Genomic DNA, 26,810 nt, shown 5'->3' with positions numbered 1-26,810 from the left:
CACCCCCTCCGACCCGGCTTGACTCGCTAATTGCGGGTCTTTTTTACATCCTGGCTTTCTTCTTCATTAAGAAAATGCGATGCCCGACCTCCCAAGCGATCCCCCCTGCACTGCTTAGCCGGTTACCCCAAAATGTCCACGATCTTAAGCAAGGGAAAACCGATGCTGAATGACTGTGCACTACCAAGTCATAGCTGCTTAAAAGTTTCCCGAGTGATTTCTTTAAGGCCCCCCTCTGTAATTTCCTTCCAGTCAGTTTCGGTAACCACCTGCATGCTTTCTCTTTTTCGGGTCACGACTTTCAGATCTGCTGCTTCCAGAGACTCGATCCTTAAGTGGGACTTATTATTTACCGCTAGCGAGAAGAAGCCCGGAGATAGCCATCCCCAGAACTCAACTATATGAACCTTGACCTTGGTAACGTCCCTAGCGCCTGCGTCGGGCACGACTTCATACCCTGCCTGCCTGTACGCAGATGCTACTGCCTCACTGACTACGCCAGAAACTGTTAGCCCTGGGGGTAATAGCACGTCTCCATATGCCTTCCCAAAACCATCTCGCTTACGAGCGATAGCTCGCTCGGTGATGGATTTGTCGGTGATCTCGTCGTTTTTTAGCGAAGGAATATCTGCACTGCGAGGCTTAATCTGAAAATTTCGCTCGTCTACGGTAATGATAGCCACCTTCTTTCCGTTACTGGCGCGCTCACCAAAAGCATGGCTTGGTTGCGCAGCGCTGATATTAACTTCCGACCTGCTGGTAACGCATCCAGCCAGTAACACTATTACTGCCAACCCTAACGCTATTCGAATGCCCATCTGCTCACCTAATCCACTTCGCCTTCATTGGCTTGGTTGAGACTCAACCAGCGGAGAGTATAAAGAATAGATGGCATTTCGATAGCGCCGCTTGCTTATAAGCCTGCCCTAAGGTGATTGGGCCCTGCGAAGATAAAGCAGAGGCCGTCGATACGCTAAAGCAGATCAGGGTTAACCACTCCATTTTTGGCGAGCTGCCCTACAAAGACTGATCAGGCCAAAGCTCAGAACTCAAATGCAGCCCGCTCAACGCGGGCTTTTTTGTGTCTTTTAAAAAGGTGCCGGCTCTTCCTCTGGCTCAAATTCGTCAGCGTCGACCTGACGATATTCATCAGCAACCATTTCCCATTTCAAGGTAATCGTCCCGTCGTCGTTGATGGTCATATCCAGCTCATCGGTTTCCGAAAGCACGCCCATCACTTCCTCCCACTCTCGGTCCCCGTCCGTGTCCAGCTTGTGAATCGTCACTGAGCGCCGAATCTGCGCGATCGGGTGATTGATCATCTCTGAAACCCGCAGGCTCAACCTCTCCATCCCGGTCATGGCCTCCCCCACATCCCTATTTTTCAGCCGCTGAACACTCATGCCCCACTCCACAAATAACTGTTTATCCATACAGCATTCAAAAATGATAGCTCAGTGCTAAGTCCTGCGTAAAGCCCCCTCAAAAGACTACTTGCGCGACGAAACCGCCTCCGTACTGAACAAATAAATTTACCCGAAAGCTAAAATATTTAGCTTTGCGCTATTGACGTAATTTTAGCGCAGAGCTAAATTTACTCCATCGCAGCAAGCAACACGCCGCGACGGGGCGAGAGCCCACTGCTCTTTAGCGACACCTCCTGCCGGATAACTACCGGCCCAGCTTCAAAGGCAGCGATGAACCGGCCTAAACGGTTCAGAGGGTTGGCAACTGACCCGGGCGTGCAGCGTAAATCGCCAAGAACAGTTATCCAGCGGGACAACAAGCCGAAAGGCCCGCGGCTGGAGATAAGGATTTACCGAATTTTTCACTGATGCAGCTTGGCGACAGGCTGCATTGGGAAAACAGCCGGGAGAAGTGCAAATGCCAACAAAGCGCGGAAGTGAAATAGAGATAGGCGACGTGATTTATCTCGGGCTTGGCGATCGATCGGGGAAAGTCGTCGATTTCAAAGCGCACCCTCGCCTCGCAGATTTCAACCCAGGCCTGACGGCTCGGATAGCAGTCGCAGACCGAGGTTCGATAACGATCATCGACCAACAACCAATCAGGGTTCCTGAATGACGTTTCACTGGCAGGCCTTCTCAAGAGGGCCTGACGGGAAACCAACCGGAGGGTAAGCAGATGCGCAACCAAAACCAGCTTCGTGCCGAAGGCGAATCCATGGAGCAGTTCAAATCCCGTCGGGCTCGCGGCGTAGCAACCAACATCATGAGCTTCATGGCTGAGTGCCGCGAAGGCGCAGGCTGGCCCCCTGCAAAAACTGAACAGATCCAGTGGTTCCATTATCACCGGGCCCGCTTGCATCAGCGCTTGGCATTGGCTGCTCGGCTTCCATGAAGTTTTCACTTCTGCACCTGGTCACCCGGGTGCAGCGGGAAAACCACCAACAAGGAGAAGGACCATGTTGATACTCACCCGCCGCGTAGGCGAAATCATCCGCATCAACAACGACATCAGCGTGCAGGTGCTGAGCGTAAGCGGCCAGCAAGTGAAGCTTGGCGTTGTTGCGCCGGAAACTGTCGCGGTGCACCGGGAAGAGATTTACCAGCGTATTCAGGCAGAGCAAGTGACAGATAGCGATGCTTGATTGGAAAGCATCACTGAAGCCCGTTCGCTGAGCGGGCTTTGGGATGACAACCAGACAGAGGTACGGAACATGCAAATTGCAGGTTTGGAAAGGAAGCGCATCAGCTTGAATGCGCTGATTGAGGCCGAAATGGCCCGCCACAAACATACCCTGGGCAGCTTGAAAACTGAGCTGGCCGAAACTAAAAGACTGATCGCCGTATCCGCTGACGGCATTGATATTGAAGTGCTGAAGCTGGGCGAGTCAGTTATTGAAGTTCGCGGCAGCTACGACAAGGCCGGTGATGACCGTGATCGCGCGCTTCAGAAAGCAATCGACGATCTGGCAACCGGCGCATCCGGCCTGAAGAAGGCGTACTTCGGAACCAAGCAATACGCCCACTGGCACGGCCAATTTATTGAGTGCAGCTACGGAATGGGGCCTGCCCACGGCAGCGTGATTTTCTCGATCGGCATCCGCCGCAGCGAACTGGGTCGCGATCTGACAGAGCCTGAAATTGAGGCTGCTCTCTACTACCTACGCAACCTCCAGCGTATTCAATCTGCGGCAACGCAAAGCGCAGCCTAGTCAAGTAGTGCTAACGCCCCGGAGATAGCGGCATGCAAATCAACCAGAAAAAAACAGTTCAGGTCGACGTGATCGAGCTGAATCTGTGCATCAAGGTCCGCGACGGTTTCGCCGCTGGCCTGAAAGACGCTCAAGGGGAGGAAGTCGGCAGTTACGAAGGCTACGTGCCTGACTTCTTCCCCGGCCAACATCATGGCGATTACCTGATGCTGGATATCGACCTTGAAACAGGCCAGATCAAGAACTGGAAGAAGCCCGAAGCCGCCGATATCGAGAAGATGCTCGATCAGGGCGAGGGTGATTGATCAACCAGCGCCAACGTCAGCCCTGACGTTAACTGCCCGGCCACCTGGACGACCCCGCCTTAGCGGAACGCAGCCCAGGCTGTATCGGAGAGTGATTTGTAAGGCGGTAGAGCAGTGTTAACCCTAAAGCGGTCATTCGCGATGGCGCCAGGGGTTGCGTAGGTCTGGTGAAGCATAAGCGCTGTGCACGAGCGCTGAAGTTGTAGCCAGATTCGAGGCTTAGCTCGCCAGTCGTGGAGGCTGGAGGTCGCCCGTGTGGGCCCGCCTTACAAATCACTCTCCGATGCAGATGAAGAAGCAAGCGCAGGCTGATGCGTGGGTTTGAAAACTAACAGTTCCCGAGAGTGATCGCTGACCGGCTAAGTACTATTTTATGCCCGCGCGGTACCGGCTCGTAATAACTGGCATTGCGGTAGCCGAAAGGCGCTGACCGCGGCATGACTCTCAACCCGGAGATCAGTACCGGGCATCTGCATCACTTATTCGGCGAAAGCCAAAACGAACCGATAAACGCGAGTAGTGGAGACGCAGTAGGTGGACACAAGCAACGTGTGTATCTGCCGACCCAATGAACCACGAAGAGCGATGAGGTGGCGCACCGCCAAGCTACTGGGCTGACAGCCGGGAAAGACCGGCACCCTCCCCCACTTCTATTACGCCAACACTCACCCCTGCGCCCATCGGCAACCAGCGGGAGGAATGAGTGTTGGCGTAATGCAGGTGAACCAACAATCGGAGTTGATCATGAGCGAACACACACAAGGCCCTCTGGAGTTTTCCAGCGCAGGGTTTGGCAGCAAGTCCGGCATCACGGTTGACGAGTATTTCATCCGTCGCCCAGAAGACGATGTCGCTGTTGCGGCTGATGTCATCGACCCCGAAACGGGTGTGCCATCCGAAAGCAACGCCCGCCGCCTTGTGGCGTGCTGGAACGCCTGTCAGAACATTGCGACCGATGTCATTGAATCCGGCTCGCTTGATCTGTTTCAGCTTCAACTTGACAGAATGGTGCTGACCCAGCAGCGCGACGAGCTGCTGAGCATTGCGCGTCGCTGGGCGGCGATAGATGCGCAATGGCATCCTGATCGCTACGAGAACGAGAAGGCAGAACTGCTGAACGACACAAAAGCCCTCATTGCAAAAGTGCCTGCCTAGCCGGGTGAACCAACGAATGGAGTCTTCGAAATGCCAAAGATCCTCGACGTGATCAAAACCCAGCAGGGGCAATTGTTCCTGCTGCTGGATGAAATGCCGCGCCGCGTGTACGAACGCACCGGGAACATGCTGGTTTCCAGTCATGACGGTTTCTTCGACTTCATGAAGATCGTGCCTGGTACACGGGATGCTTTCGCAGGCCGCTCATTCACGATTCAGCTCACTGACGGCTCAACGCTTGAATGTAAGGGCCAGGTCTGGGATTGCGGCGGCGACCCCGGCGTACCGACCTTGCAGGTTGGGGTTGGCACTCGCGAATCACTTGAAAGTTGCTACGTGTTTTGTGGCGCCACTGTTGAGAAAGCGCTGGTAGACACCTGGCTGGCCAGTAACAAGCCGAGCTCTCGCTACCGCAAGTACGACAAGCGGGAAACAGTCGAATACTGGGAATCGATTTACCGGACAGAAAAATGGGGAAATCGAGTCTCTCCTGCGCGGGCCTGAAAGCTGCGCAAGCGCGGCGCAACCATATGGCGAGTCGACGGCAAGCCAACGTGGAATGCTCGCTTTGAGAAGTGCAAAGCTCAAATCCTCGCCGATATCGCCGCTGACGCCTAACCCAAACACTGGAGGTCTCCATGCGTACAGTTGAAGAGGTCGAAAAAGAGCATGGCTGGACTGAGGAAGAGGCTTCTCAGTGTGGCTGCAACATGCGTGAAGAGCCGTGCAATCGCTGCTGGTCATTAGGCTGGGCACTTGGCGGCGAAGACATCATCAAGCCCGCCCCGCTCACCGAGTAACCCGCCATACGCAACAAACACCCCGGCACCTGCTACCGCTGCAACCTTCGGGTTGAAGTTGGCCAAGGCCACTTTGAGCGCCACGCAGGTGGCTGGCGAACCCAGCACGCCGACTGCGCCATCAAGGCCAGACAAGCGAAGCAGGAACAGCAATCCAAATAACCCTCTTAGAGGTCGCCATGGCCCGCACTTACGAATATTGGACGGTCAAGAATGGAGAGGATATTCCCGTCAAATTGACCGTCACATATTTCTCGTCTCGAAAAGGAAATTTTAGCTCCCAGGCCGCCGATCCCGATGAGTACTTCGGGCATTGCGAAATCAATTGGGAGTCGAAAGACGACACCAGCTTCATGACTGAATCCGAGATCGCCTCGATGGAAGAATGGCTTGTAAACGAGCATTCCGAGTACTTGGCCGATCAGAATTATTACGACTAACCCGCCACCCTGGAGGCGATTATGTCAGCACTACGCAAGGCTCAGTTTGAGCATGACGAACAACTGCCGCCTCCGGTGAGCGAGACAGCTCAAGAGGTGGCGCGGGAAGAATGGCTGCACAACGCCGTCGAGCAACTGCTGCTGGGCTGCGATGTGAAGTTTCAGCGCCGCATGCGCAAAGCTCAGGGCGTTACTGTGGCTGAGCTGGAAGCGGCTGTAGATGAGCATGCAAACGGCCGCTTGGCCGACGGCGAGGTTGTGACGCCTTCCCTTGCGCGTCTTCTGATCGAAAACAGCGCCGGCCGGGTCGACAAGACGGCCACGGCCGAGTTGCTGGGCCCCAGCGACCATCCTCAGGGAAAGCTTGGCGAAATCGCTGAGCGCCTGCTCCGGCCTTTGGTCGCCGACGCGCTGATCGCCCAGGCTGAGGACGGCGAATCATGAGCGCCCACATAAAAATCGACGAAGCGCTTGAAGGGCTGGAGCATGCCGCCAGCACGTCCGAACAAGCGCTGGCCGCTCAACGAATGATCGCTGGCTTCCTTGTCGATCGGTCAATCACCCTTCTTGAATTCGAGCACTACTGCGCGCGACTGAACAAGGTTACGCGCAAGGAGGCAGCGTGAGCACAGCCCCGGTTAAATCGCTCATTGATGAGCAGCTTGAAGAACTGTCACCCAGCACCAGCCCGGCAAGCGACCGCGTACTGATGGTCTTCAAGGGGCGCGACTGGCAAGACGCTTTGCGCGCTGCTGAACAGGGTTTTATAGAGAACGTTCACGCCTGGAGCCAGCGCGCTTGCTTGTGCGGCGAGTGGACAGTCACTTATGAGGTGAAGCTGTGATGATTTGCGGAAATTGCAATCAGCCTGGCATCCGCTGGGTCGGTCCATTCAGCAACTTGACCCACACCGAGTGCCCGCACTGTGGTGGCACGAACTGCCAGCGCGACGAGCAACTGGAGCAGGATGAGCCTGAGACGGAAACTTGCGGCTGCGGCGCCAAAGGCGAGGTGAACTACGACGATGGCACCGAGGTGCGCTACTACTGCTACGGCAGCCTGCCGATGTGTTCGCCATGACCACCCACCAACGCGCCCGGCGCCTACTCATCTGGCGCGGCTCATTCTCTGCCCTTTCCTTCTGCAGCTTTCTGATGCTGCTTAGCGCCTTCGCTGACCGAATCACTCAATAGGTAACCCATCATGCCAATCGATCCTCGGGCTAACGCCCCCGAGCGCATTGCTGCGCCCGCTCCGCTGCCTCACGTCAGCCGCCGCGCACTTAAACGCGTCAAGAATCCAATCCCTGCTCCAACAACCTGCCGCTACTGCAATAGCGAAGTGCGCCTGGTGTGCAACTCTGAAATCTACAACGGGCGCAGCTACGGGGATTGGCCCTATGCCTATCTCTGTGATGGCTGCCGGGCATATGTGGGCCTGCACCCGGATACGGACATTCCCCTCGGAACGCTCGCAGACGACAAGCTCCGGGCAGTTCGTAATCGCAGCAAGACAGCCTTTCACAACCATATGCGAAAGGCAGGCCTAACCCGCACGCTCGCCTATCAGTGGCTGGCCGGCCAAATGGGTATTGAGGTCGGCAAATGCCATTTCGGATGGTTTGACCACGCTGAATGTGTCGCCGCCGAGAAGGCCGTTAAACAGGCTGTTCCCCCTACCGCAATGGCTCAGGCATTCGCCAAAGCTCAATAACCCAATTTACAGCGCCTCACAGGATGGCGCGGGAGATAGACATGCTCTCAGCTATTGCAGATCGAATTCGCTCCAAATCCTACGAACTACCGCTGTCCCGCGATTACGTCCGCCACTGGGGCCTGAAAGAGGCCATCCGCGAGCTGGTGCAGAACGCTTTGGATAGTGAGTCACCGTTCGAATACGCCTTCGCCGACGGCCAGCTGTTTATCACCAGTCGCTTTGCGCGCCTGGAGGCCAGCACGCTGGTATTGGGCAGCACTTCAAAGGCTGACCGTTCAGACGCGATTGGTAGCTTTGGCGAAGGTTACAAGATTGCTCTGCTGGTTTTGACCCGAAATGGTTACGACGTGAAGGTGCTGAACGGCAACAAACAGTGGGTTCCCGAGTTTCAGCATAGCGACCAGTTCAACGCAGAGGTGCTGTGCATCAACGAGACACCGGCGCATCGGCAGAATCAGGGCGTTGAATTCGTAGTCTCCGGCCTCACCAAGGATGACGAAGCAGAAATCCGCAGTATGTGTCTGCGCATGCAGCCGCCGATGAGCGACGTGATTGGCACCAAGTACGGGCACATCCTGCCATCGAGGCCCGGAAAACTATACGTCGGCACGCTCTTCGTATGTGACACAGATCTGACCTACGGCTACGACATTCTCCCTGAGCACCTGCAATTGGAGCGTGATCGTCAGACGGTTAGTGGCTGGGATTTAAAGCAAGTCTCCAAGAATGCTTGGATCGACACTGGGCGCTTGGATGAGGTGGCCGAGAAGATTGAGGCGGGGATTCCTGATGTTGAATACGTCGAATACGGCAGCACGGAGCTTGTGCGGGAAGCATGCTACAGACTCTTCCAGCAGAAGCACCCGGGCGCCATCGCTGTTCAATCCCAAGAAGAGCTGAATAGCTTGGTTAAGCAGGGCATGACCAATACCGTCGTGGTGAGTCGGACATTCCACTCGCAAGTCGCAAACTCTACCTCTTATAAGCAACAGGTCGCCCATGTTGTGGCCATCCAAACGCCTAAAGCGGCCTTGGAAGAATGGTATCGCGACAACAAAAAATACATGAGCAGGCTGCCAGCAACTTCCTTCAAAGAGCTGGCTAAGCGCGCAGAAAGCTGGAGGAACAAGTGATGTCTACGAACATGAGTATCTGGAGCAAGGTCGACAAGACCGACACCAGATTCACCAAGAAAGCCAAGGTCAATGGCCAAGACATCACCAGTCTGAGCGGTACCGCGATGGCCATGAAGGCCACCGAGCTTTTTGGTCCGGTCGGCATTGGCTGGGGATGGAGGATTGTAGAGGAGCGCTTCGATGAGGGTCATGAAATCTTCATCGGCGAGGGCGACAAGCGCGCATGCATTGGTCGCGAGATTGGTCACACAGTCAAAATCGCGCTCTGGTTCATGCAGGACGGCCAGCGCGGCGAAATCGAGCAATACGGCTGCACTCGGTACCAGTACAAAACTACCTACGGCATGACAACTGACGGCGAAGCGCCAAAAAAATCGCTTACCGACGCCATCAAGAAATCGCTTTCGATGCTCGGGTTCAGCGCCGACGTGTTCCTCGGGCTGTTCGATGACGACGCGTACGTCACTCAGCTCAAAGAAGAGGAGGCGATCGTAAACGCCGACGACAAGGACGCAGAAATTCTTCGGCAGAAGCAGGAGCGCGTGGATTGGCTGAATTCAGCTGTTGAAACCCTCAGCAAAGCACTCACAACTCGCGAGCTCAAACTTCTGCATGCGAAATACACTCGCGAAGCAGATCGTCGCAAGGAGACAGCGTTCATCGCCCGAATTGCACGAGCATTTGAAGAGCGCAAAGCATTTCTTGAGAACGCCAAGGAGACAGCAGCATGACCCAACTCTACGCGCTTACCGGCAAGCTTGCTGAACTCCAAGCTATGGCTGACACCGATGATGTGAGCCTCAAAGAGGCTCTGCAGAACGCCATGGACGAAATCCAGGGTGACTTCAATTTAAAAGCAGACAACATCGTCATGCTGCGCCGGAATATCGAAAGCGACGTGACGGCAATTGATGCTGAGATTGAGCGCCTGACCGAGCTAAAACGCATCAAATCAAATAGCGTTACTCAGATCGGCGACTACCTGCGCCGGAATATGGAAGCCGCCAACATCAAGTCGATAAAGCGCCCACTCTTCACTATCACCCTGGCTCAGGGCAAAGAGAAAGTCATCGTCGACAACGAAGACGCAGTTCCGGATGAACTGACATCTGTAAAGACAAGCATTGCCCCCGATAAAAATGCGATCGCCGCAAAACTCAAAGAAATACGTGAGCACAACGAAGCTGTACGAAAGCGCATTGCTGCCGGCGAGGACGCAGAGCATGAGTTTTTGCCAGAACCAACTTGGGCGCACCTAGAGCGCGGAGACAGTTCAATCAGGATCAAGTGAGGCATCATGATCAGCAACCACCTCAATCTGGTTGAACAGCAACGGCAGCTAGCCGAGGCGTTATCAGACCAGGTAGCCCAGTTCATTGCGGCGGGCGGGCAGATCGCCCAACTCAAAAGCCCGCCGCGCAACCCTCTCCCGCCTCCCCGCTCAAACAGAATCGACCCTGAAACGGTGCTCAAGCGAAAGAGCAAAGGGTTGTCACTGGCTGAACGCCGGACGCTTCGCAAAATGGCGGACTCGCTATGAGCAAACGTAAGCCTCACAACCTCAAAGCGCGCATTGAGCGTTCGTGCCGCGCCCTGCTCTCCACGAATCACGTCGCGGTAGTGAATATCGACCCCAGCGGCCGCCAGGGCATGATCAATTACAAGTCGCTCAAGAACATCGCGCCCGGAAAGATCGGCCAGGCCGTTTGCGGTATCCCGCATCGCTGGACAATCTACCTCAGCGTGCTTTGCCTTGACACCCGCGGCGATCGCTACAGCAAGTCGATTGAGGTAGCACCAGACGGCAACTACCTCTCTGACCACTTGGAGGAAGTGATCGAACATTGCTACAAGCAACTGCGTGAATCGGCCAACAAAAGCCAGATGGTGGCTTCTGGATGGATCGCCATACCGGAAGTGATATCGCTGAATGAGGCGCACGCGGCGCGGATCTTTGAGGCGGTCGGCGCCTGGAATCAGCAGAAGGTCGATTCATGCGCCGCATAACTCGCATCCAGCAACGCAAACGACAGACCTGGTTGGACTTGCCGGCCAGTGGAATTGAAGAGGTAGGCCATGGCCAAATCGGCAACCGAACGCAAACGCGATCAGCGCGAGCGGGACAAGTTGAGTGCGCAGGAAAAAGAGGCGCGCTTGCTGTCACGAAAGATTGTCACGTCGCTTTATCACAACGATGACGCGGCACTCAAACGGGTCATGGTCAGGGCGAATATCGAAGAAGAGCAGGATCTAATTTCCCGCTTCATTCGTGGCGCAGATCGCATGACCGACGAGCAATTGGCGGATCACATTCGCATTGCGTGACACTCCGCCGTGACATGCCAATCCCCCCTGCTTGCTGCATCCGGTAAGCCGTAGACCCTAGTTAGCCAATCATGATACCAACCCCACAGCGACGCATGCTGACAGCTTGAAGAATACTCCAGTTACGACCATCCTGAGAAAATCTCAGGACATCCCCTTCACCTTTAAAAAAATAGCCCTCACATTGCATGTCTATCCTTTCTATAACTAAGGCATGAGGAGGCATAACTCTGACTTGCAGAGCAATATCACCGAGGCCGCGTCTAATTGTGATTAAAGGGCCGACCACTTCGACATCCCAGTTTTCATCACCTGCAAACCATTCGTTATCAACAATTCTTAAAGTCGTTGCACCTGTGACATCAGACAGGAGGCCAGATAGAAGGAAAGGTGAACCTGGCTCTGCGGGCGGCTTGAAAGAAAGAAGATCTACTCCCCTAACCTGAATTAACGTACCGCACTCGATGAAGGATGCTCCGGCAAACTTTACTTCTATCGGCTCTAAACCAAAATCGAAAAGCTCGGAAGCAAACCCTCGTTGCTTGCACTTAGGGTTAGCGTTCGCTCTGGCCACAGTGGCAGCCGACAGCGTTCCGCGTGCCCTTTTTTGGTTGCACTGCATGCAAAGGAGGGTCATTCCTTCTGCATTGTGCTCCTTCGCATCCTTGAAGTCTGGATCGAAGTGCTCGTAATCATAGTAGGCCAGCCCGCATATCACGCAGCCGAACCCACAGCGGGCGCGGATTTCACGACGGATATCCGTTGGCACGTACCGGCCAAGTCCATGCTGGTTTCGCTCTGCCATCGATCCTCCTCGAAAGTTACTCCAGCCCATGCTGGGCCGATAACAATTACCCCAACCTAAATCAAATTGCCACCACCTTTAACGGAGGGCGGCGCCTACCCAATATCGCGATCAAACCAATGCTTTGCGAGCCAGGCTGGGATCAATAACGTTCGCGCTGCATTCAACTTTGCACTGGCATCTGGTGAGCGCTCGATTTCAATACCGAAGTAAGCAATCCAGCTTCCGTCAGGCTGTAACACTAGCTCCGTCAAGTACGTGCCGACTTCAGCCACGGTCAGTCCACTTTGCTCTGCAAGCAGCTTGTTTGAAGGTTTGTCGTCCACTTGCTCCTCCTTGATCCGGCTCCATGCCGGTAACCCGTAATACCTCAACCAAAACCAAAAAGCCACCACGCCCCGCCCGGTCACGGAGGGCGGCGCCATCCCGAGGTAAACCCATGCCTATTCGCCACAGCATCATCCACCAGATCGACAAAAAGCCAGATGGCTCCCCTGCTGTGCTGCACATCAGCAGCGCGGAACTGGTTGAATCCCAGGCTACTGAAAACCTGCTGAACGACTTCAACGAAGCGTACAACGCCAAGCAGGGCAAGGGCTGGGGTTTCTTCCATGCTCAGTCCGGCGCTTTCCCACTCAGCGGTTGGCTGCAGGCCTTTATCGACGGCGGTGACTTCATCGAATTCAGCCAAACCGCTGTCGAGCACCTGACCAAGCTGATGGAAGAATCGAACCTTTCCGTTGGTGGCCACGTACTGTTTGCGCACTACCAGCAAGGCATGACCGATTACCTGGTTGTCGGCCTGCTCCAGCACAGCGAGAGCATCACGGTAAATGCTGACCTGACCGTCAATACCTCCAAGCACGTGGACTTCAGCAGCATCACCCTGGCTGCCCGGATCAACCTGTCGGAATGGCGCAATAATCCAAGCTCGCGGCAGTACATCTCCCATATCAAAGGCTCAAAGGGCCGCAAGGCAACCGACTATTTCCGTGACTTCATCGGCTGTATGGAAGGCGTCGACGGCCCCGGCGAAACCCGCACGCTGCTCAAGGCGTTCAGCGACTTCGTGGCTGCCGAGGATATGCACGAAAACAGCGCCCGCGAAAAGACAAGCACGCTGGTCAGTTACTCAATGGCCCAGGCCAAGCGCGGCGAACCAATCACCCTCGACGAACTGTCAGAGCTGATCGATGAAGATCGCCCGAAAGCCTTCTATGACTTCATCCGCAACAAGGACTACGGCCTGTCTCCGGAGATTCCAGCGGATAAGCGCACGTTGAACCAGTTCCGCCGATTCACTGGGCGTGCTGAGGGAATGTCAATCAGCTTTGAGGCACACCTGCTGGGCTCCAAGATTGAGTTCGACCAGGAAGCCGGAACGCTGACGGTGCGCGGGCTGCCAACGCAGCTCACTGACCAGCTAAAGCGCGCCATCCCCTAGCCTGCTGAGGCTGGCGAGCTATTTGGGGCGGTATGCGTTAAATAGCTGCCATATGGAACTGTTGAATTTTTCGATCTGTGCCTGATCGGCTATTCCGCGCTCTATTGTCTTTGAGTTGCTCGCGACATAATTCCAGGGCACGCCAGCTACATTATTCGCGAACTCTTCGGACTTGATACCAGCAAGCTCCCTAAAAGCCTGTTTCGCACGCTCAAGCGCGTCACCGCTGCCGGTCGCGAGCCTTTCCACTGCATTGCTGAGCTTCCAAAGCGTATCACTTGAAACGGTCATATCGCCTCCACTACGGCCCTATGCCGCAATCACATCAATACCCCATATCAACGAATCACGCCAGCCGGCGAGAGCCCCTATGACTCCCTATAAATTGTCTGGAGCGACGGTCGTCAGCTTCTCCGGCGGCCGCACCAGCGCCTATATGCTGCGCCAAGTTCTGGAAAATAACGATGACTTGAGCAGTCTGGTCGTCACCTTCGCTAATACTGGAAAGGAACATCCTGCAACTCTGGAGTTTGTTCAGGAATGCGCAGAGCGCTGGGCGGTACCAATTGTCTGGCTTGAGTTTCGCGACAACGAGGCAGGCTTTGAGGTGGTGAACTTTGCCACCGCCAGCCGCCAAGGCGAGCCGTTTGAAGCACTGATCCGCAAAAGGAAGTATCTGCCCAACCCTGTAACTAGGTTCTGCACCATCGACCTGAAGATAAGGATCATCCACAAATACCTGCGCAGCCTGTGTCTTTCGACCGAGGATGCTCAAGTAGACATGATGACCGGCATCCGCGCTGATGAGCCGAGGCGAGTCGCGAAGATCCGGCACCGAAAAAGCACCAGCGAAAGCAAGTGGGCCACGATGGTAATGCCGCTGGCGGATGCCGGAGTTGGCGTACAGGACGTGACGGACTTCTGGGCAAGCCAGCCGTTCGACCTTATGTTGCCGACCATCAACGGCCGGACGCTGGAAGGCAACTGCGACCTTTGCTTCCTCAAGGGTGCCAAACAGGTCTATTCGATCATCGCCAGTGACCGGCCCAAGGCCGAATGGTGGGCCCGTATGGAAACCTCGGTGGTGTCCGGCGGCAAGTTCACCGGTGACGGTGCTCGATTCCGCAGCGACCGCCCCAGCTACCAACAGATGCTCGACTACTCCGACACCCAGTTCGATATGTTCGCCGATCACGACGAGGCTATTGTCTGCTTCTGCGGCGACTGAGGATCTACCATCACTATCACGGCTCTGTGTGCAGCGGCATAGAAGCCTTGACGCGAGCCTGGCATTAGCTGGGCACGCGCGTAGCCTAGTTCGCCGAGTTTTAGCCAAGCACGCTGGTGGTCGCCAAGGGGGGGCCTATCACCAACACTAAAAATCAGTCGCAGACGATTAGCATTTTGGAGGGGCCGACAACCTAGAAGGCATTATCAAACAAGTGCAGTTATTTGAAGCGCTTTGAGACTTCTTTGCAACGTTGAATATTTTCATTAAGGCGTTCAATTGCAGGACTTGCGGTCATGCCAGCAAACACAATGGCTGGAATTCCCAGCGCCTCGTGGTTATTAAATTTTATAACTGTCTGGTCCACTAGGCTTCGCGCTGAGCACGCCTGGACTATGAGGTCAGGGTCAGGAAGGCTGAACAAATCAATGCCATCCAAGATCGCTTTAGCCATAGCCAAGTCATCTCTAAAACTCTGCATTTCTTTGTCACTGTTAGACATTTCTTTGTGCGTTTCGAACACTTGCATGGCATGGCCGATCATAGCGGCCAGCGCTAAGCATTTTGCTTCGTCCTTTTGTTTCAGTGCAGTCTCTGCTCTCTTGGACTGCCGACTTGCTATCCACCATGCAACCCAAATAGACAAAACTGCTCCGAATGCCTGAACCCACGACGCCAATCCAGCGTGGCGCTCGATCCAATACGAAATACATTCCCAGCTCATAACTCACTCCCTGTAGATCCCGGAACTATACCGGCGAGGATCCCCTATGTCCGCACAACAGAAGAAACACACCTTCGATTTCAAAACCCAATACGGCCTTGGCTTTAACCCGCTAGACGATGAGATCGTTGTCGACTTCTTCTGCGGCGGTGGCGGCGCCGGTACCGGGCTGGAAATGGGCCTTGGCCGAGCGGTGTCTGTCGCCAAAAACCACAGCCCCGCAGCGATCAGCATGCACACCATCAACCACCCGCATGCAAAGCACTTCACTACCGACGTGTTTGAGGGTGATCCTGACACTGAGTGCGGCGGCAAAGCCGTGGGCTGGTTTCATATGTCGCCGGACTGCACGCACCACAGCCAAGCTGCCGGTGGCCAGCCGCGCAAGCGCGAGATTCGCAACCTGTCGTGGATCGGCCTCAAGTGGGCAGGCATGAAGCGGCCCCGGGTAATTAGCTTGGAGAACGTGAAGCAGATCCTGCAATGGGGTCGTCTGGTCGCAAAACGCGACAAAGCCACCGGCCGAGTGATCAAGCTGGGCGGCGAAGTGGCTGCACCTGGTGAGGTCGTGCCGGTGGGCCAGCAGTTCCTGGTACCTGATCCGAAACAGCGCGGGCGCACATGGCGCCGGTTCGTTGCCCTGCTGGAAGGGATGGGTTACGTGGTTGAGTGGCGCGTGATCAAAGCTTGCGACTTCGGGGCCCCGACCAGCCGCGAACGTCTGTTCATGATTGCCCGCTGCGATGGTCAGCCGATCGTGTGGCCTGAGCCAACTCACGCCAAAAACCCCGGCAAGGGTCAGCAGAAGTGGCGCACCGCCGCCGAGTGCATCGACTGGACCATTCCGAGCAAAAGCATTTTCGACCGGGCAAAGCCGCTGGCACCAGCCACCCTGCGCCGAATCGCCAAAGGCATGAAGAAATTCGTCATTGATGCGGCCGACCCATTCATCGTACCGATCGCGAACTGGTCCGGTGAGAGCGTCCAGTCAGCGCGCGACCCGCTGCGCACTGTGACGTCTTGGCCACGCGGCGGATCGTTCGCCATGGCCAGCCCGATCATTGCCCCGGCCACGCACCAAGGCAGCGATCGGATTAACGATCCTCACGCCCCGCTTCCGACGGTGACCTGCGCTAATCGCGGCGAGCTGACGCTGATCAGTCCTGTGATGGTCGGCGCCGGTGGCCCGGCGTACAGCGGCAAACCTGCGTCCGCCGATCAGCCAGTTGGCACGCTGATGACCCAGAACCACCGTGCACTCGCGGCTGCGCACCTGGTCAAGTTCCGGTTCTCGGATGAAGGCAAGGCCCTCGACGAGCCTCTGCCGACCATCACTAGCGGGGGCAACTACCAGCGCCCAGCCGGCGCGGCCCATGCCATGGGCATCTCAACCGTATTCATGGCCCAGATGAATGGCGGATTCAACACGACAGCAGCCAAAAGCGTCGAAGACCCGATGACAACAGTCACCAACACCGGCAGTCAGCAGCAACTGGTTACCGCCAACCTGGTGCATCTGCGCGGCAACTGCGATGCCCGAGACCTGAATGACCCGCTGCACACTATCAGCGCAGGCGGCACACACCACGGTTTAATGACGGCATTCCTTGAGCGCCAGTTCGGCGCCAGTGTCGGCCAGGCCGTGGACGAGCCCGCGCCAACCATCACGGCGGGCGGTGGCGGCAAGAGTTCGCGGGGTGAACTGCAGCTTTCACCCGAGGTTGAAGCCGGAGCCCTGCGCGTCGCGGCATTCCTGATCAGCTACTACGGAACAGAGAACGTTAGCGGCGCTGACGAGCCAGCCCCAACCATCACCACCCGCGACCGCCTGGCACTGGTCACCGTAACCATAAAAGGCACGCCGTATGTGATCGTCGATATCTGTTTGCGAATGCTGCAACCCGCCGAGCTGTACAAGGCCCAGGGCTTCCCGGCCGACTACATCATCAGCCACGGCGCCGACGGCAAGCCCTTCACCAAGACTCAGCAGGTGCACATGTGCGGGAACAGCGTCAGCCCACCGCCGATGGCGGCACTGGCCAGAGCCAACGATCCATGGCGTACGGTCGAAAGCCAAGCAGAAGCCGCATAAACAATACGCCCAATTTTGTCGGATGGAGGTAGAACGGCTCATGCCAGCTTCAGCGGCAATCTAATTGGCTGTCAATATACCTATCGGCAGTTGTTACTGTTTCGACCAGCGCGCTTAGAAAGTCAGCCCAAGGGCCAGTTAGCCGCACCGCATAGTCATCGGAACTTTTGATTTTTCTGTCCTCAACAATATGCACATATGAAGGCGCTATATCGCTGGTCTTAGCCCAATAAAAAACCATGTGGACTACGTAACCTCGGTACAGATGGATCAGCGAGATCTTTTTTAGGAGCGACATACCCAATAACCTCAGTCTGATCAAAGATCAGTAGACCTTAGCTTGTAATCCATCTTTGTAAGCACGTCCACTTAAGCTTAAGACTCCCCCTCCCAATTCAAAGCCAGCCGCTATAGCGGCCAAGGATTAGTCATGCCTGAAGAAATCAAATTGATCCAGCCGGCCCCTATCGTGCGCGACGAAAACGGCATGTTTGCTCACCCCGACATGCCCAACTTTGACGAGGGCGACGGAGAAAAGGTGAAAGCCTGGGTTGCCGAGCAGGCGTTAGAGGTGGCCATGGTCAGCATCGAATACGCGGATCAAGCAATTGCTGATCGTTATTTTGAAGCCGGCGACCCGGACTGTAGCTACTGGGAGCCTGATCGTCCTGATGGCGACGGCTGGTTCTGCCTGGCCATTCACGACGCTGACGACGGCCCGGTCTGCTGGTGGGCTCGACGGGAGGTGACACCGTGAAGGCTCTATCAATTCGGCAGCCTTGGGCCTGGCTGGTCATTCATGGCGGCAAGGACATTGAAAACCGGTCGTGGCACACCAAGCATCGTGGCCGCTTTCTCGTGCACGCCGCCAAAGGCATGACTGGTTACGAATATGCCGAAGCCTACAACTTCTGCAAAGCAAACGGACTTCCTCTGCCTCCAGGCTTCGCAGAATTGAAGCGCGACTGGTGCGGAGGAGTCATCGGCTCTGTATTTCTGGCCGATAGCCGCGACTCCAGCGTGTCGCCCTGGTATATGGGTGAGAAGGCGTTTCTGCTGATTGACCCAAAGCCGTTGCCGTTCACACCCCTTAAGGGGCGGCTCAACTTCTTTGAGGTTTCTGAAGATTTGGTGACGCCATGACTGCTGCAACCAAAATCCTCGACCCCTGCTGTGGCAGCCGCATGTTCTGGTTCGACAAAGGCGACCAGCGCACCTTGTTTGGCGATATCCGCGACGAGCAGCACGTGCTCTGTGATGGCCGGGCTTTGAACGTTGAGCCCAATGTGATCATGGATTTCCGCAACCTGCCTTTCGAGGATGGCGCTTTCAAGCTGGTGGTGTTCGATCCGCCCCACTTGACCCGCGCCGGGCTTGATAGCTGGCTGCGGGCCAAGTACGGAATCCTGACCAGTGACTGGCGGGATGACTTGAGTAAGGGCTTTGCCGAGTGCTTTCGCGTGTTGGCCACCGATGGTGTGCTGATCTTCAAATGGAATGAAACCCAGGTGAAGGTCAGCGAAATATTGGCCCTGACTGATCAGACGCCCCTGTTTGGTCACAAGTCTGGCAAGCGCGAGAAAACACACTGGATAACGTTCATGAAGCGAGGCGAGTCATGATCACTCTACGCCGAACCGTCCGGTTACGCGGTGCGCCCATGCGGCCGCTTGACCTGAATGTCATGTGCGACCAGTGCAACAAGTCACGCGCCCACGGCAACCACACCAAATGCAGCAAGTTGCGCCAGGCCGAAGCGGCCGAGCGGCGCGCACGGGAGAAGTCATGAGTGAGGCTAAGCGGTTTTGGTGCCATGAGGCGCAAAATATACGCTGTGTTCGTGAGTCAGATTACGACGCCGCACTGGCGCGCGAGACTCAGTTAAGAGCTGACCGAGAAGACGACGCAAACACGTTCAACACTGCACTTGAAAAGCTTCAAGGTATTGAGGCTGCGCTGCGAAAAGAACTGGCTCTTTTAAAAAATGAAGACCTTAAATTCCGGGCTCTGCTTGAACAAGAAGGTGAAATCAAAAGCCTAAAACAGCTCCTGGCCGAGAAAGATAAGCGGGCGGCCGAAGCGGAGGAATTACTGAAAGCATCACTTGAAGCCTTGTGTGAGTGCCGTTCGCTGCTGCATGCCCATACAACCTCACCTCAATGCTCGCGCAGCAAGATGCACGGAGAGATCGGTCTGGCAAGAATTGACCGCCTTGCAGACAAGTTGCGGTCTGCGCTTCGCCGTCAGCTGTAAACCCAAGCTTTACAACTCAACCAGCCTGCCGGTGACCGGCGGGCAAGGATTTCGTATGCTCGAAACTATTGAGGTGTCGCTCATTAAGCGCTTCGCCGCAAACACTCCCGGCCGGGATTTCGCGGTTGGCGACATCCACGGCCACTTCACTCGGTTACAGGCCGCGCTTGATGCGGCTGGATTTAACCCTGCTGTTGACCGTCTTTTCAGTGTCGGCGATCTGGTCGATCGCGGGCCGGAGTGCGAAGACGTCATTAAGTGGCTAAACAAGCCGTGGTTTCACCCGGTGCGGGGCAATCATGACGATTACGTCTGCCGGTTTGATACCTGCGACATTGGTAACTGGATGCACAACGGGGGTTCGTGGTTCGTAGGGCTTCCACTGACCGAGCAGCAGAACTACCAGGTTATGTTCCAAGACCTACCGATCGCAATCGAGGTCGAGACGGCTGACGGCCTGATCGGCATCATTCATGCGGACTGCCCATTCCCATCATGGGATCAGTTGCGCGCCGAGCTTGAAGCCCCGGAAAGCAATAAGCGCCTGAAGCAGGTTCAGAACACTTGCATGTGGTCGCGCAGCAGGATTCAGGATGCTGACGCTTCCGGCGTGTCAGGGCTTCGTGCACTGGTTGTTGGTCATACACCGCTGCGACAGCCGACCGTACTCGGAAACGTTTATCACATCGACACAGCCGGTTGGATGGACGGGCACTTCACGCTGCTCGATCTCGCATCCCTGCAAAGCATTCCGCCAATTAACCCCGCGCTCAGTCACGACTGGGATTAACCACCCTCTGCCGCCCAGCGCGGCCGCACGGAGACATGTCAATGAATACTGAATTTCTGCTCCTGGCACAGTACGGCGGCCAAGCCATCATCCCGCTTGAGCGGGTATGCGCCGATTACTTTAGCCATTTGACGCCTGAAAAAATGAAGATGAAAGTCGCGGCCGGCCAAATCGACCTGCCGCTCGTCCCGATGGAGCGCAGCCAAAAGTCTGCAAGAGGAGTTCACCTCAAAGACCTTGCAGCTTATATAGATGCGCAGCATTCACGCGCCCGCACAGAGCACGACAAACTGATGCGTGGCTCTAGCTTTCGTCGCGTTTCTTAATTCGCTTCTGGGCCTCGATAATGGGGCCCGCAATTATCCTCTCCAGCCAAGGCCAATCTTTATACGGGTCGCCATCCCCTTTTAAATGCGTGTATCGACGCATTGAGTTCCAATCCCGGTGCCCGGACACAGAGGCTACTTTCGGGATATCCCAGCCCACCTCAAAAAGCCGACTCACCCCGTCGTGACGCAGGTCATGAAAGTGTAAGTCTTCAACTTCAAGAAAGCGGCAGGCACGCGTGAATGCGGCAGATACTGAGCGCGAGTTGTACGGGAAAACATCATCTGCGACTTTAGGCATCGACTTCATGATGCGCCACGCCTCATCAGGCACAAGGCACCAAATGTCATTTCCGTATTTCTGGCCCGGGTTTTTCATGTCCGTAATGAGGACCATCTTTCGATCCTCGTCAATGTCGGCCCATTTGATGCGGGTTATCTCTTCCTGTCGTCGCGTAGAGAAAAGGGCAAACGCGACGACACGCACCATATCTATTTCTTGTCTGCGCCTGTCGCGCATTTGGCTGAAATACTCAAACAGCTTGTCCAACTCCTCTAGGGTTGGCCGACGATTCCTTTCCTTGCTGCGGGTGACCGCACCCATCTTTCTCAAGACTTTGCGTGCGTCGGGCATGGCCATCGGGTCAATGTCATATCCCCAGGCTGGCCGGGCTACCGAAAGGACCGCACCAAAGTGAGCCAAGTCATTACCAACAGTCTGAGCCTGGATTCCATCATCCTTCATTCGACCGTTCGCGTACTCAACCAGCTTTTGGCTGGTTATCTCTTTGTCTTCCAGCTTGCCAAGCCAGGTTTCACCAATCGCCTTCAGCGTGGCTCGCTTCGTTTTACCCAAGGGCCTGAGCTTCTCGTATTCAAGAAGATAGCGGTCAATCATTTCCTTGACCGTTACCCCTGAACGATTGGCTTTGATTATTGCTCCAGGAGCAGCCATTTCTGTTTCGACACGTTTGATCCAGGCGAGCGCGGACGCCTTACGGTCGAAGGTCTGGCTTTCCTGATAAACTGTGACGCCCTTTTGCATGATCCGGACCTGCGCGTTGTAAGCGACAGACCCGTCCTTGCGCTTGCGAACGGTTATAGAGCCCATTTTTTGCTGAACGCCTGAATGAGTTTGCTGAATTTCAGCAACACCATATCAAAAATAAGCAAAAACGGTGGTAAACAGTAGTGAATGAGAGTTACCCGAATGCACACAGAACCCACAGAAAACCTAGCCCGCCCAGTAGATCCGGTAGTTAGGAGGTTTTCTGTTGCGCCCATGATGGACTGGACTGACCGCCATTGCAGATTCTTCCTGCGGCTGATGTCCAAACACGCGCTGTTGTACACTGAGATGGTGACCACCGGTGCTTTGCTGCACGGTGATGCCGAGCGGTTTTTGCGGCATGACGATACTGAGCACCCGTTGGCGTTGCAGTTGGGCGGCAGTACGCCTGCGGATTTGGCGGCGTGTGCGCGTTTGGCGCAGGCGGCGGGTTATGACGAGGTTAATCTGAATGTCGGCTGCCCGAGTGATCGGGTGCAGAACAATATGATTGGCGCGTGTTTGATGGCTCATCCGGCGCTGGTCGCCGAGTGTGTGAAGGCGATGCGCGATGCGGTGTCGATTCCGGTGACGGTCAAGCATCGGATCGGGATCAATGGCCGCGATAGCTACGCGCAGTTGTGCGATTTTGTCGGCACGGTGCGTGATGCCGGTTGCGAAAGCTTTACGGTGCATGCGCGTATCGCGATTCTGGAAGGGCTTTCACCGAAAGAAAACCGTGATATCCCGCCACTGCGCTATGACGTTGTGGCTCAGTTGAAGGCTGATTTCCCGGAACTGGAGATTGTCCTTAACGGCGGTATCAAGACGCTGGAGGAGTGCCACGCGCATTTGCAGGTGTTTGATGGTGTGATGCTGGGCCGTGAGGCGTATCACAACTCGTATCTGCTGGCGGAGGTCGATCAGCAGTTGTTTGGCAGCACAGAGCCGGTTATCACCCGTGCGCAGGTGCTGGAGCAGCTAAGGCCGTATATCGCTGCGCACATAGCCGCAGGTGGTTCGATGCATCACATCACGCGGCATATTCTGGGCTTGGGTCAAGGCTTCCCTGGCGCGCGACGCTTCCGTCAGTTGCTGTCGGCGGATATCCATAAAGCCAAGGATCCGCTGGCGCTGCTGGATCAAGCCGCCGAGCTGCTGGAAGGCCGCTAAAAACCGGGCAAGCAAAAGGGGCCGTTCCTGTTCAGGACGGCCCCTTTTTTGTGCGCCATGGATCAATGGCGCTCGAGCGCGTTCACCAGATCATGAAAAGCTTCACGGTTGGAGTCATTGAGGCCCATCAGAATTTTGTGCGCTTCAAGCACCTTGACCCGAACCACGTCTTCAGTCTCGTCTTGCGACGGCAAGTCTGTGAGGCACTCAGGGCAAGGTATTGGTCTGTTGATGATGTTGAAGACCTGATCGAAGCCCATCGACTGCAACAGTCGGGTGATGTCTTCGTGGGTGGTCACGACCGTCGGCAACAGGCCTATTTTTTGGCGCGACAAAATCGACAGTTTCGCCAGCAAGCCCAATGTGGTGCTGTCGATACTGCGAGTCTCTGTGAGGTCGATCACGATGGCCGTAAAGTTGCGCGCCGTGAAGATCCTTTCGATTGTCGCATCCAGTGCTGAACACAGTGTCAGACGCACTTCACCGACAAACTTCAGGACGAAGGTGCCGTCCTGTTCGGCGAACTGAATTCTACCGGTACTCATGTAAGATTCCTGCTTAACACCATCAGGGCGATATCATCCGGCATCTCCCCTAGCGTAGCTAATCCAAAAACCTGGCGCAGACCATCCAGGCTGCCACCCGCTGCTTTTACCAACTGAGGTAGAGCAGCTTCTTTCTCTTTGAGTGTAGGCTCGGCCAAAAGGTCCAAAATTCCGTCAGACATCAACGTCAGGCTGAATGTCTCGGGCAATTTCAGCACTTGATCTTCGTAGGTCGCTTCGTTGAACAGGCCGACCGGCAACCCTCGCCCTTCCAGATAAGTCACGCTGTCCGGGGTGTACAGCACCGGCAATGGCAGGTGCCCACCGATGCTGTAGGTCAGCAGGCCAGTCTCTTGGTCAATCACACCGCCGACCATGGTCACATGCTTGCCCAGCTTGCAGTTGATCAAGCCACGGTTGATGTGCGCGAGCACTTCGGACGGCTTGAACTCAGGCAAAGTGCCATTGCGCTTGGATTCAAATAGCAAGCGAGTGGTCATGAACTTGAGCAACACGGTCACGAACGCTGAAGACGCTCCGTGGCCAGAAACATCTGCCAGGTAAAACGCTATCCGACGCTCATCAACCTTGAAGTAGTCGACGAAATCACCCGACAAATACAACGACGGAATAATTTGGTGCGCAAAGTCGAACCCGTCGAGCGACCAGGGGCTGGTAGGCAGCATGTTCATCTGCACCTGCCGCCCGGCGTTCTGGTCTTCCTGCAGCAGATGCAGGCTGGCTTCAAGCTCGCGGTTGGCTGATTCCAGCTTCTCGCGGTAGCGCTGGTTCTCATGCAGTAACCGGGCGCGATCCAGCGCACGATGCACGGAGTGCTCCAGCACCGCCAGATCTTCAAGCGGCTTGATCAGATAGTCGGCGGCCCCCAGACGCAGCGCTTCGACCACATCACTCATCACACCGGCGCCCGAGATCACGATCACCGGGGTCTGTGCCGAGCGCTGGGCGACCTGGCGAATCAACTCCAGCCCGCTCATTTGCGGCATGCGCAGATCGCAGATCACTAAGTCCGGCTGCTCTTGCTCGAACACCTTGAGACCTTGCACGCCATTGCTGGCCTGCAGGACGCTGAAGCCGCTGTCTTCCAAATAGGCTGCCAAACTGGCACGCACGACTTCGTCGTCATCAATGATCAGCAGCGTGGCACTGGTTTTTTGCATGTGGGCAAACGGCGCCAGAATTAGGTTTGCGTCAGGGCTCGAACACATCGGGCCCAACGACTGAATAGGCTTTTGAACATCCCTCACCAGAACGATTGTTTTAATCATTCCTACAAAAGGTGCTCGTGTAAGGCGCAGACGGTACTCCCATCTGCGGGGGGTTTCAAGCTCAGGCCGATAGCGGCTTGACGTGTTCACCCGGTTAAATTCCCTCGGGTTATAAGAACATCGTAAACGGCAACTAAAACCTTGGTTTAAACGCCCTTAAAGATGCATTTTTTTCATGAACAACGATGCAAAAAACGGCCATAAAGGCCGTTTTTTGTGGGCAGGATGAATGACTTAAAAGTCGTCTTCAATCTCGCCGTCTTTGATTCTGAACTCACGGTTTTGCAGGTACGCGTTACGAATAAAGACGTACTTGTCACCGGTGATCAGTTTTTCTGCCGACAACAGGCTGGCACGTGCATCGATCACATCCATGCCGATCGCCATGTTGCGCGCCGGAATATCGTTCATGTAGCGGTATGGCTTAGTAAAGGAGTCCGGGTAGATACCGGCTGCGTCACGTACGGTGCTTGGGCCCAGCAGCGGCAAGACCAGATAAGGACCGCTTGGCAGGCCCCAACGGCCCAGCGTCTGACCGAAGTCTTCGTCGTTGCGTTGCAGGCCCATTTTAGTGCCCACATCAAAGAAGCCGCCGATACCAAAAATGGTGTTCATCAACATGCGCGAGGTGTCGACAGCTGCGGCGTGAGGTTTGCCTTGCAACACGTCGTTGGCCAGGTTGCGCACATCGCCGATGTTTCGGTACATGTTGTGAATGCCGTCTTGCAGAAACTGTGGCGTGATGAACTGATAACCCTGAGCAATCGGCTTCAAGGCATAGGTATCAAGCGTGTCGTTAAACGTGAAAATGGCGCGGTTGAAGCCTTCCCACGGGTCAGCCTCGGTGGCCGCATTGGCAGCAAACGGTGCCATTGACACAGTGGCACACAGGCCAATTTGAGCAAGACGCTTGGTCCAGCGCATAGCAAAACTCCTTGAGAATACGTATCACTTGGGCGCTACGCCCTGGGGTCAGGCGATGAGTATAACGGCAATTGCATTTTTGGCAGCCCCCAAGCTACGCAACATATGCCACACAAGGTTGGCAGGACGACTTACATAAACGCTGCACGCCGAAGAAACGCCCGGTTACAAGGCTGCAACTGCACCTTCGACCATTAAATTGCAGACTTGCCGCTCTAACACTTTGCCAAGGACCGACAAACGCTATGAACAGACGCGTTTATAACCCACCAACTGTTTTCAACTCCCTGCAGTACGGCTTCAGCCAAGCCATCGAAGTACGCGATGGACGACGGATTCTGCTATCCGGCCAGGTCGGGGTGGACGTCAATGAAAACACTGTCGGCCCGGGGATTACTGAGCAGACCGAAAAGGCGCTGGACAACATCGAGTCAATCCTCGCCCATGCCCGTGGCAACTTGTCGCATGTCATCATGCTGCGACTCTTCATCGTTGAGTCCGCCCGTGATCAGCAAGAGCCCATCGCCAGCGCGCTGCGCAACCGCTTCCCGAATAACCCGCCGCCCTCCTCCTGGATTATCGTCAGCGGGTTGTCGCTGCCCGAATGGCTTATCGAGATCGAGGCAGAAGCGTTGATCCCCGTTTAATCCAGAGGCGTCAACCAACTGCAATTTTGAGACAGATCATGCACTCTAAGCGCGACTGGATTAATCTAGACGCCCGCTTGTTGATCTTTTGCGCTCCTCGAAGGTCTACAACAGTGCCTATCAATAAAGGATGAATGCTATGCCTGCCCGCGAACTGCAAGAACAACTCAATACCTTGCGCGAGCAACTGGACCAGAATCCACCGCTCAATGAAGAACAACGTGAGCATCTAAACGATCTGGCCAAGCAGATTGAAGCCGAGATTGCTCTGGAAAAAGCCACCAACGACAGCAGCCTGGCTGACAACGTCAATCTCGCTGTTGAGCGTTTTGAAGTTGAACATCCCTCACTGGCGGTCACTCTGCGCAACATCGTGCAGACCTTGGGCAGCATGGGCATCTAACGCCCCGGCGAATCCCAGAAACAAAAAAGCCCCGGCTCAGTTCAACTGAGCCGGGGCTTTGTTT

The 26,810-nt window shown here is 55.5% G+C and carries 42 protein-coding genes; 30 read left to right on the top strand and 12 right to left on the bottom strand.

Annotated elements, in window-relative coordinates; genetic code table 11:
* Window positions 1-188 precede the first annotated feature (188 nt).
* The 3 genes from AAEZ03_RS01045 to AAEZ03_RS01035 form a co-directional block, all read right to left on the bottom strand.
* Window positions 189-683, bottom strand: a complete 495-nt coding sequence (locus tag AAEZ03_RS01045; protein ID WP_350575164.1) for a flagellar biosynthesis protein — start codon at window positions 681-683, stop codon at window positions 189-191.
* Between the two features lie 405 nt (window positions 684-1,088).
* Window positions 1,089-1,403, bottom strand: a complete 315-nt coding sequence (locus tag AAEZ03_RS01040; RefSeq protein ID WP_350575538.1) for a DUF1654 domain-containing protein — start codon at window positions 1,401-1,403, stop codon at window positions 1,089-1,091.
* Between the two features lie 364 nt (window positions 1,404-1,767).
* A complete protein-coding gene (locus AAEZ03_RS01035) occupies window positions 1,768-2,370 on the bottom strand; it encodes a hypothetical protein (RefSeq protein WP_350575161.1) in 603 nt (200 codons plus the stop codon).
* Window positions 2,371-2,425: 55 nt separating this feature from the next.
* Between AAEZ03_RS01035 and csrA the strand changes: the two genes are divergently transcribed.
* The 5 genes from csrA (at window position 2,426) to AAEZ03_RS01010 (ending at window position 5,142) form a co-directional block, all read left to right on the top strand.
* Complete coding sequence (gene csrA, locus AAEZ03_RS01030; protein ID WP_350575159.1) at window positions 2,426-2,611, top strand: carbon storage regulator CsrA; 186 nt, start codon at window positions 2,426-2,428, stop codon at window positions 2,609-2,611.
* Window positions 2,612-3,178 (top strand): hypothetical protein, encoded by a 567-nt coding sequence (locus AAEZ03_RS01025; protein ID WP_350575156.1) that lies wholly within the window; start codon window positions 2,612-2,614, stop codon window positions 3,176-3,178. It begins immediately after the preceding gene.
* Window positions 3,179-3,210: 32 nt separating this feature from the next.
* Window positions 3,211-3,483, top strand: coding sequence for a hypothetical protein (locus AAEZ03_RS01020; protein WP_350575153.1), 273 nt, complete (start codon window positions 3,211-3,213; stop codon window positions 3,481-3,483).
* Between the two features lie 744 nt (window positions 3,484-4,227).
* The gene (locus AAEZ03_RS01015; protein WP_350575151.1) at window positions 4,228-4,638 is read left to right on the top strand and encodes a hypothetical protein; all 411 of its coding nucleotides are present in this window, start codon (window positions 4,228-4,230) and stop codon (window positions 4,636-4,638) included.
* A gap of 30 nt (window positions 4,639-4,668) precedes the next feature.
* Window positions 4,669-5,142: a hypothetical protein gene (locus AAEZ03_RS01010; RefSeq protein ID WP_350575148.1), complete on the top strand. Its 474-nt coding sequence runs from the start codon at window positions 4,669-4,671 to the stop codon at window positions 5,140-5,142.
* Between the two features lie 239 nt (window positions 5,143-5,381).
* Here AAEZ03_RS01010 and AAEZ03_RS01005 read toward each other — a convergent pair whose 3' ends face one another.
* Window positions 5,382-5,591: a hypothetical protein gene (locus tag AAEZ03_RS01005; protein WP_350575145.1), complete on the bottom strand. Its 210-nt coding sequence runs from the start codon at window positions 5,589-5,591 to the stop codon at window positions 5,382-5,384.
* Window positions 5,592-5,617: 26 nt separating this feature from the next.
* Between AAEZ03_RS01005 and AAEZ03_RS01000 the strand changes: the two genes are divergently transcribed.
* The 12 genes from AAEZ03_RS01000 to AAEZ03_RS00945 all read left to right on the top strand — a co-directional run bounded on the left by AAEZ03_RS01000 (window position 5,618) and on the right by AAEZ03_RS00945 (window position 11,055).
* Window positions 5,618-5,878 (top strand): hypothetical protein, encoded by a 261-nt coding sequence (locus AAEZ03_RS01000; protein ID WP_350575142.1) that lies wholly within the window; start codon window positions 5,618-5,620, stop codon window positions 5,876-5,878.
* Window positions 5,879-5,899: 21 nt separating this feature from the next.
* Entirely contained in the window at window positions 5,900-6,322 is a 423-nt protein-coding gene (locus AAEZ03_RS00995; protein WP_350575139.1) for a hypothetical protein, read from the top strand.
* A complete protein-coding gene (locus tag AAEZ03_RS00990; RefSeq protein WP_350575137.1) occupies window positions 6,319-6,504 on the top strand; it encodes a hypothetical protein in 186 nt (61 codons plus the stop codon). Before AAEZ03_RS00995 ends, AAEZ03_RS00990 begins: the two co-directional genes overlap by 4 nt.
* Window positions 6,501-6,722 carry a hypothetical protein gene (locus tag AAEZ03_RS00985; RefSeq protein WP_123749001.1) on the top strand — a complete coding sequence of 74 codons (222 nt, stop codon included), beginning with the start codon at window positions 6,501-6,503 and terminating at the stop codon, window positions 6,720-6,722. Before AAEZ03_RS00990 ends, AAEZ03_RS00985 begins: the two co-directional genes overlap by 4 nt.
* Window positions 6,722-6,958, top strand: a complete 237-nt coding sequence (locus AAEZ03_RS00980) for a hypothetical protein (protein ID WP_055101948.1) — start codon at window positions 6,722-6,724, stop codon at window positions 6,956-6,958. The genes AAEZ03_RS00985 and AAEZ03_RS00980 overlap by 1 nt, the downstream gene beginning before the upstream one ends.
* A 123-nt stretch (window positions 6,959-7,081) precedes the next feature.
* Window positions 7,082-7,591, top strand: coding sequence for a zinc-finger-containing protein (locus AAEZ03_RS00975; RefSeq protein ID WP_350575133.1), 510 nt, complete (start codon window positions 7,082-7,084; stop codon window positions 7,589-7,591).
* A 41-nt stretch (window positions 7,592-7,632) separates the two neighbouring features.
* On the top strand, window positions 7,633-8,727 hold the full coding sequence (locus tag AAEZ03_RS00970; protein WP_350575130.1) for a hypothetical protein: 1,095 nt from the start codon (window positions 7,633-7,635) through the stop codon (window positions 8,725-8,727).
* Window positions 8,724-9,461, top strand: coding sequence for a hypothetical protein (locus tag AAEZ03_RS00965; protein WP_350575127.1), 738 nt, complete (start codon window positions 8,724-8,726; stop codon window positions 9,459-9,461). Before AAEZ03_RS00970 ends, AAEZ03_RS00965 begins: the two co-directional genes overlap by 4 nt.
* Complete coding sequence (locus AAEZ03_RS00960; protein WP_350575124.1) at window positions 9,458-10,021, top strand: siphovirus Gp157 family protein; 564 nt, start codon at window positions 9,458-9,460, stop codon at window positions 10,019-10,021. Before AAEZ03_RS00965 ends, AAEZ03_RS00960 begins: the two co-directional genes overlap by 4 nt.
* A 6-nt stretch (window positions 10,022-10,027) precedes the next feature.
* Window positions 10,028-10,270, top strand: coding sequence for a hypothetical protein (locus AAEZ03_RS00955; protein ID WP_350575121.1), 243 nt, complete (start codon window positions 10,028-10,030; stop codon window positions 10,268-10,270).
* Window positions 10,267-10,737: a hypothetical protein gene (locus AAEZ03_RS00950; protein WP_350575119.1), complete on the top strand. Its 471-nt coding sequence runs from the start codon at window positions 10,267-10,269 to the stop codon at window positions 10,735-10,737. Before AAEZ03_RS00955 ends, AAEZ03_RS00950 begins: the two co-directional genes overlap by 4 nt.
* A gap of 69 nt (window positions 10,738-10,806) precedes the next feature.
* Complete coding sequence (locus AAEZ03_RS00945) at window positions 10,807-11,055, top strand: hypothetical protein (RefSeq protein ID WP_350575116.1); 249 nt, start codon at window positions 10,807-10,809, stop codon at window positions 11,053-11,055.
* A 61-nt stretch (window positions 11,056-11,116) separates the two neighbouring features.
* Here the strand turns inward: AAEZ03_RS00945 and AAEZ03_RS00940 are convergent, their stop codons facing one another.
* Window positions 11,117-11,860 (bottom strand): hypothetical protein, encoded by a 744-nt coding sequence (locus AAEZ03_RS00940; protein WP_350575113.1) that lies wholly within the window; start codon window positions 11,858-11,860, stop codon window positions 11,117-11,119.
* Window positions 11,861-11,955: 95 nt separating this feature from the next.
* On the bottom strand, window positions 11,956-12,186 hold the full coding sequence (locus tag AAEZ03_RS00935) for a hypothetical protein (protein ID WP_350575110.1): 231 nt from the start codon (window positions 12,184-12,186) through the stop codon (window positions 11,956-11,958).
* A gap of 113 nt (window positions 12,187-12,299) precedes the next feature.
* Here AAEZ03_RS00935 and yejK point away from each other — a divergent pair, with 113 nt between their 5' ends.
* Complete coding sequence (gene yejK, locus AAEZ03_RS00930; protein WP_350575107.1) at window positions 12,300-13,304, top strand: nucleoid-associated protein YejK; 1,005 nt, start codon at window positions 12,300-12,302, stop codon at window positions 13,302-13,304.
* An 18-nt stretch (window positions 13,305-13,322) separates the two neighbouring features.
* On the opposite strand, the gene AAEZ03_RS00925 is transcribed toward yejK, so the two are convergent.
* A complete protein-coding gene (locus tag AAEZ03_RS00925) occupies window positions 13,323-13,595 on the bottom strand; it encodes a hypothetical protein (RefSeq protein WP_350575104.1) in 273 nt (90 codons plus the stop codon).
* Window positions 13,596-13,674: 79 nt separating this feature from the next.
* On the opposite strand from AAEZ03_RS00925, the gene AAEZ03_RS00920 reads away from it, so the two are divergent.
* Complete coding sequence (locus tag AAEZ03_RS00920; RefSeq protein ID WP_350575101.1) at window positions 13,675-14,532, top strand: phosphoadenosine phosphosulfate reductase domain-containing protein; 858 nt, start codon at window positions 13,675-13,677, stop codon at window positions 14,530-14,532.
* A gap of 220 nt (window positions 14,533-14,752) precedes the next feature.
* On the opposite strand, the gene AAEZ03_RS00915 is transcribed toward AAEZ03_RS00920, so the two are convergent.
* Window positions 14,753-15,256 carry a hypothetical protein gene (locus tag AAEZ03_RS00915; RefSeq protein ID WP_350575100.1) on the bottom strand — a complete coding sequence of 168 codons (504 nt, stop codon included), beginning with the start codon at window positions 15,254-15,256 and terminating at the stop codon, window positions 14,753-14,755.
* A gap of 46 nt (window positions 15,257-15,302) precedes the next feature.
* Here AAEZ03_RS00915 and AAEZ03_RS00910 point away from each other — a divergent pair, with 46 nt between their 5' ends.
* The 8 genes from AAEZ03_RS00910 (at window position 15,303) to AAEZ03_RS00875 (ending at window position 20,717) form a co-directional block, all read left to right on the top strand.
* Window positions 15,303-17,348: a DNA cytosine methyltransferase gene (locus AAEZ03_RS00910; protein ID WP_350575098.1), complete on the top strand. Its 2,046-nt coding sequence runs from the start codon at window positions 15,303-15,305 to the stop codon at window positions 17,346-17,348.
* A 430-nt stretch (window positions 17,349-17,778) separates the two neighbouring features.
* Window positions 17,779-18,105 (top strand): hypothetical protein, encoded by a 327-nt coding sequence (locus tag AAEZ03_RS00905; protein WP_350575096.1) that lies wholly within the window; start codon window positions 17,779-17,781, stop codon window positions 18,103-18,105.
* Window positions 18,102-18,491 carry an ASCH domain-containing protein gene (locus tag AAEZ03_RS00900; RefSeq protein ID WP_350575094.1) on the top strand — a complete coding sequence of 130 codons (390 nt, stop codon included), beginning with the start codon at window positions 18,102-18,104 and terminating at the stop codon, window positions 18,489-18,491. Before AAEZ03_RS00905 ends, AAEZ03_RS00900 begins: the two co-directional genes overlap by 4 nt.
* Window positions 18,488-18,970 (top strand): class I SAM-dependent methyltransferase, encoded by a 483-nt coding sequence (locus tag AAEZ03_RS00895; RefSeq protein WP_350575091.1) that lies wholly within the window; start codon window positions 18,488-18,490, stop codon window positions 18,968-18,970. Before AAEZ03_RS00900 ends, AAEZ03_RS00895 begins: the two co-directional genes overlap by 4 nt.
* Window positions 18,967-19,137, top strand: a complete 171-nt coding sequence (locus tag AAEZ03_RS00890; protein WP_350575088.1) for a hypothetical protein — start codon at window positions 18,967-18,969, stop codon at window positions 19,135-19,137. Before AAEZ03_RS00895 ends, AAEZ03_RS00890 begins: the two co-directional genes overlap by 4 nt.
* Window positions 19,134-19,601, top strand: a complete 468-nt coding sequence (locus AAEZ03_RS00885; protein WP_350575085.1) for a hypothetical protein — start codon at window positions 19,134-19,136, stop codon at window positions 19,599-19,601. Before AAEZ03_RS00890 ends, AAEZ03_RS00885 begins: the two co-directional genes overlap by 4 nt.
* Before the next feature lie 55 nt (window positions 19,602-19,656).
* On the top strand, window positions 19,657-20,391 hold the full coding sequence (locus AAEZ03_RS00880) for a metallophosphoesterase (RefSeq protein ID WP_350575082.1): 735 nt from the start codon (window positions 19,657-19,659) through the stop codon (window positions 20,389-20,391).
* Window positions 20,392-20,432: 41 nt separating this feature from the next.
* Window positions 20,433-20,717, top strand: coding sequence for a pyocin activator PrtN family protein (locus AAEZ03_RS00875; RefSeq protein ID WP_048370299.1), 285 nt, complete (start codon window positions 20,433-20,435; stop codon window positions 20,715-20,717).
* Here the strand turns inward: AAEZ03_RS00875 and AAEZ03_RS00870 are convergent.
* Window positions 20,695-21,828: a site-specific integrase gene (locus AAEZ03_RS00870; RefSeq protein WP_350575080.1), complete on the bottom strand. Its 1,134-nt coding sequence runs from the start codon at window positions 21,826-21,828 to the stop codon at window positions 20,695-20,697. The genes AAEZ03_RS00875 and AAEZ03_RS00870 overlap by 23 nt on opposite strands.
* Before the next feature lie 99 nt (window positions 21,829-21,927).
* Here AAEZ03_RS00870 and dusA point away from each other — a divergent pair, with 99 nt between their 5' ends.
* Window positions 21,928-22,938 carry a tRNA dihydrouridine(20/20a) synthase DusA gene (gene dusA / locus AAEZ03_RS00865; RefSeq protein ID WP_350575078.1) on the top strand — a complete coding sequence of 337 codons (1,011 nt, stop codon included), beginning with the start codon at window positions 21,928-21,930 and terminating at the stop codon, window positions 22,936-22,938.
* 62 nt (window positions 22,939-23,000) lie between these two features.
* Here dusA and rssC read toward each other — a convergent pair whose 3' ends face one another.
* From rssC to AAEZ03_RS00850, 3 genes are all read right to left on the bottom strand, one after another.
* The gene (gene rssC, locus AAEZ03_RS00860) at window positions 23,001-23,483 is read right to left on the bottom strand and encodes an anti-sigma factor antagonist RssC (protein WP_048370295.1); all 483 of its coding nucleotides are present in this window, start codon (window positions 23,481-23,483) and stop codon (window positions 23,001-23,003) included.
* Complete coding sequence (gene rssB / locus AAEZ03_RS00855) at window positions 23,480-24,664, bottom strand: two-component system response regulator RssB (protein WP_123749523.1); 1,185 nt, start codon at window positions 24,662-24,664, stop codon at window positions 23,480-23,482. The genes rssC and rssB overlap by 4 nt, the downstream gene beginning before the upstream one ends.
* Window positions 24,665-25,006: 342 nt before the next feature.
* The gene (locus AAEZ03_RS00850; RefSeq protein WP_123748986.1) at window positions 25,007-25,696 is read right to left on the bottom strand and encodes an MlaA family lipoprotein; all 690 of its coding nucleotides are present in this window, start codon (window positions 25,694-25,696) and stop codon (window positions 25,007-25,009) included.
* A gap of 245 nt (window positions 25,697-25,941) precedes the next feature.
* Between AAEZ03_RS00850 and AAEZ03_RS00845 the strand changes: the two genes are divergently transcribed.
* On the top strand, window positions 25,942-26,343 hold the full coding sequence (locus AAEZ03_RS00845) for a RidA family protein (RefSeq protein ID WP_123748985.1): 402 nt from the start codon (window positions 25,942-25,944) through the stop codon (window positions 26,341-26,343).
* A gap of 139 nt (window positions 26,344-26,482) precedes the next feature.
* Window positions 26,483-26,746, top strand: a complete 264-nt coding sequence (locus tag AAEZ03_RS00840; RefSeq protein ID WP_048370290.1) for a DUF4404 family protein — start codon at window positions 26,483-26,485, stop codon at window positions 26,744-26,746.
* The last annotated feature ends 64 nt before the right edge of the window (window positions 26,747-26,810 follow it).

The sequence above is a fragment of the Pseudomonas sp. HY2-MNA-CIBAN-0224 genome (assembly GCF_040310285.1).
Classification (GTDB): domain Bacteria; phylum Pseudomonadota; class Gammaproteobacteria; order Pseudomonadales; family Pseudomonadaceae; genus Aquipseudomonas; species Aquipseudomonas helleri.
This window is presented reverse-complemented; position numbering and strand designations above follow the sequence as displayed.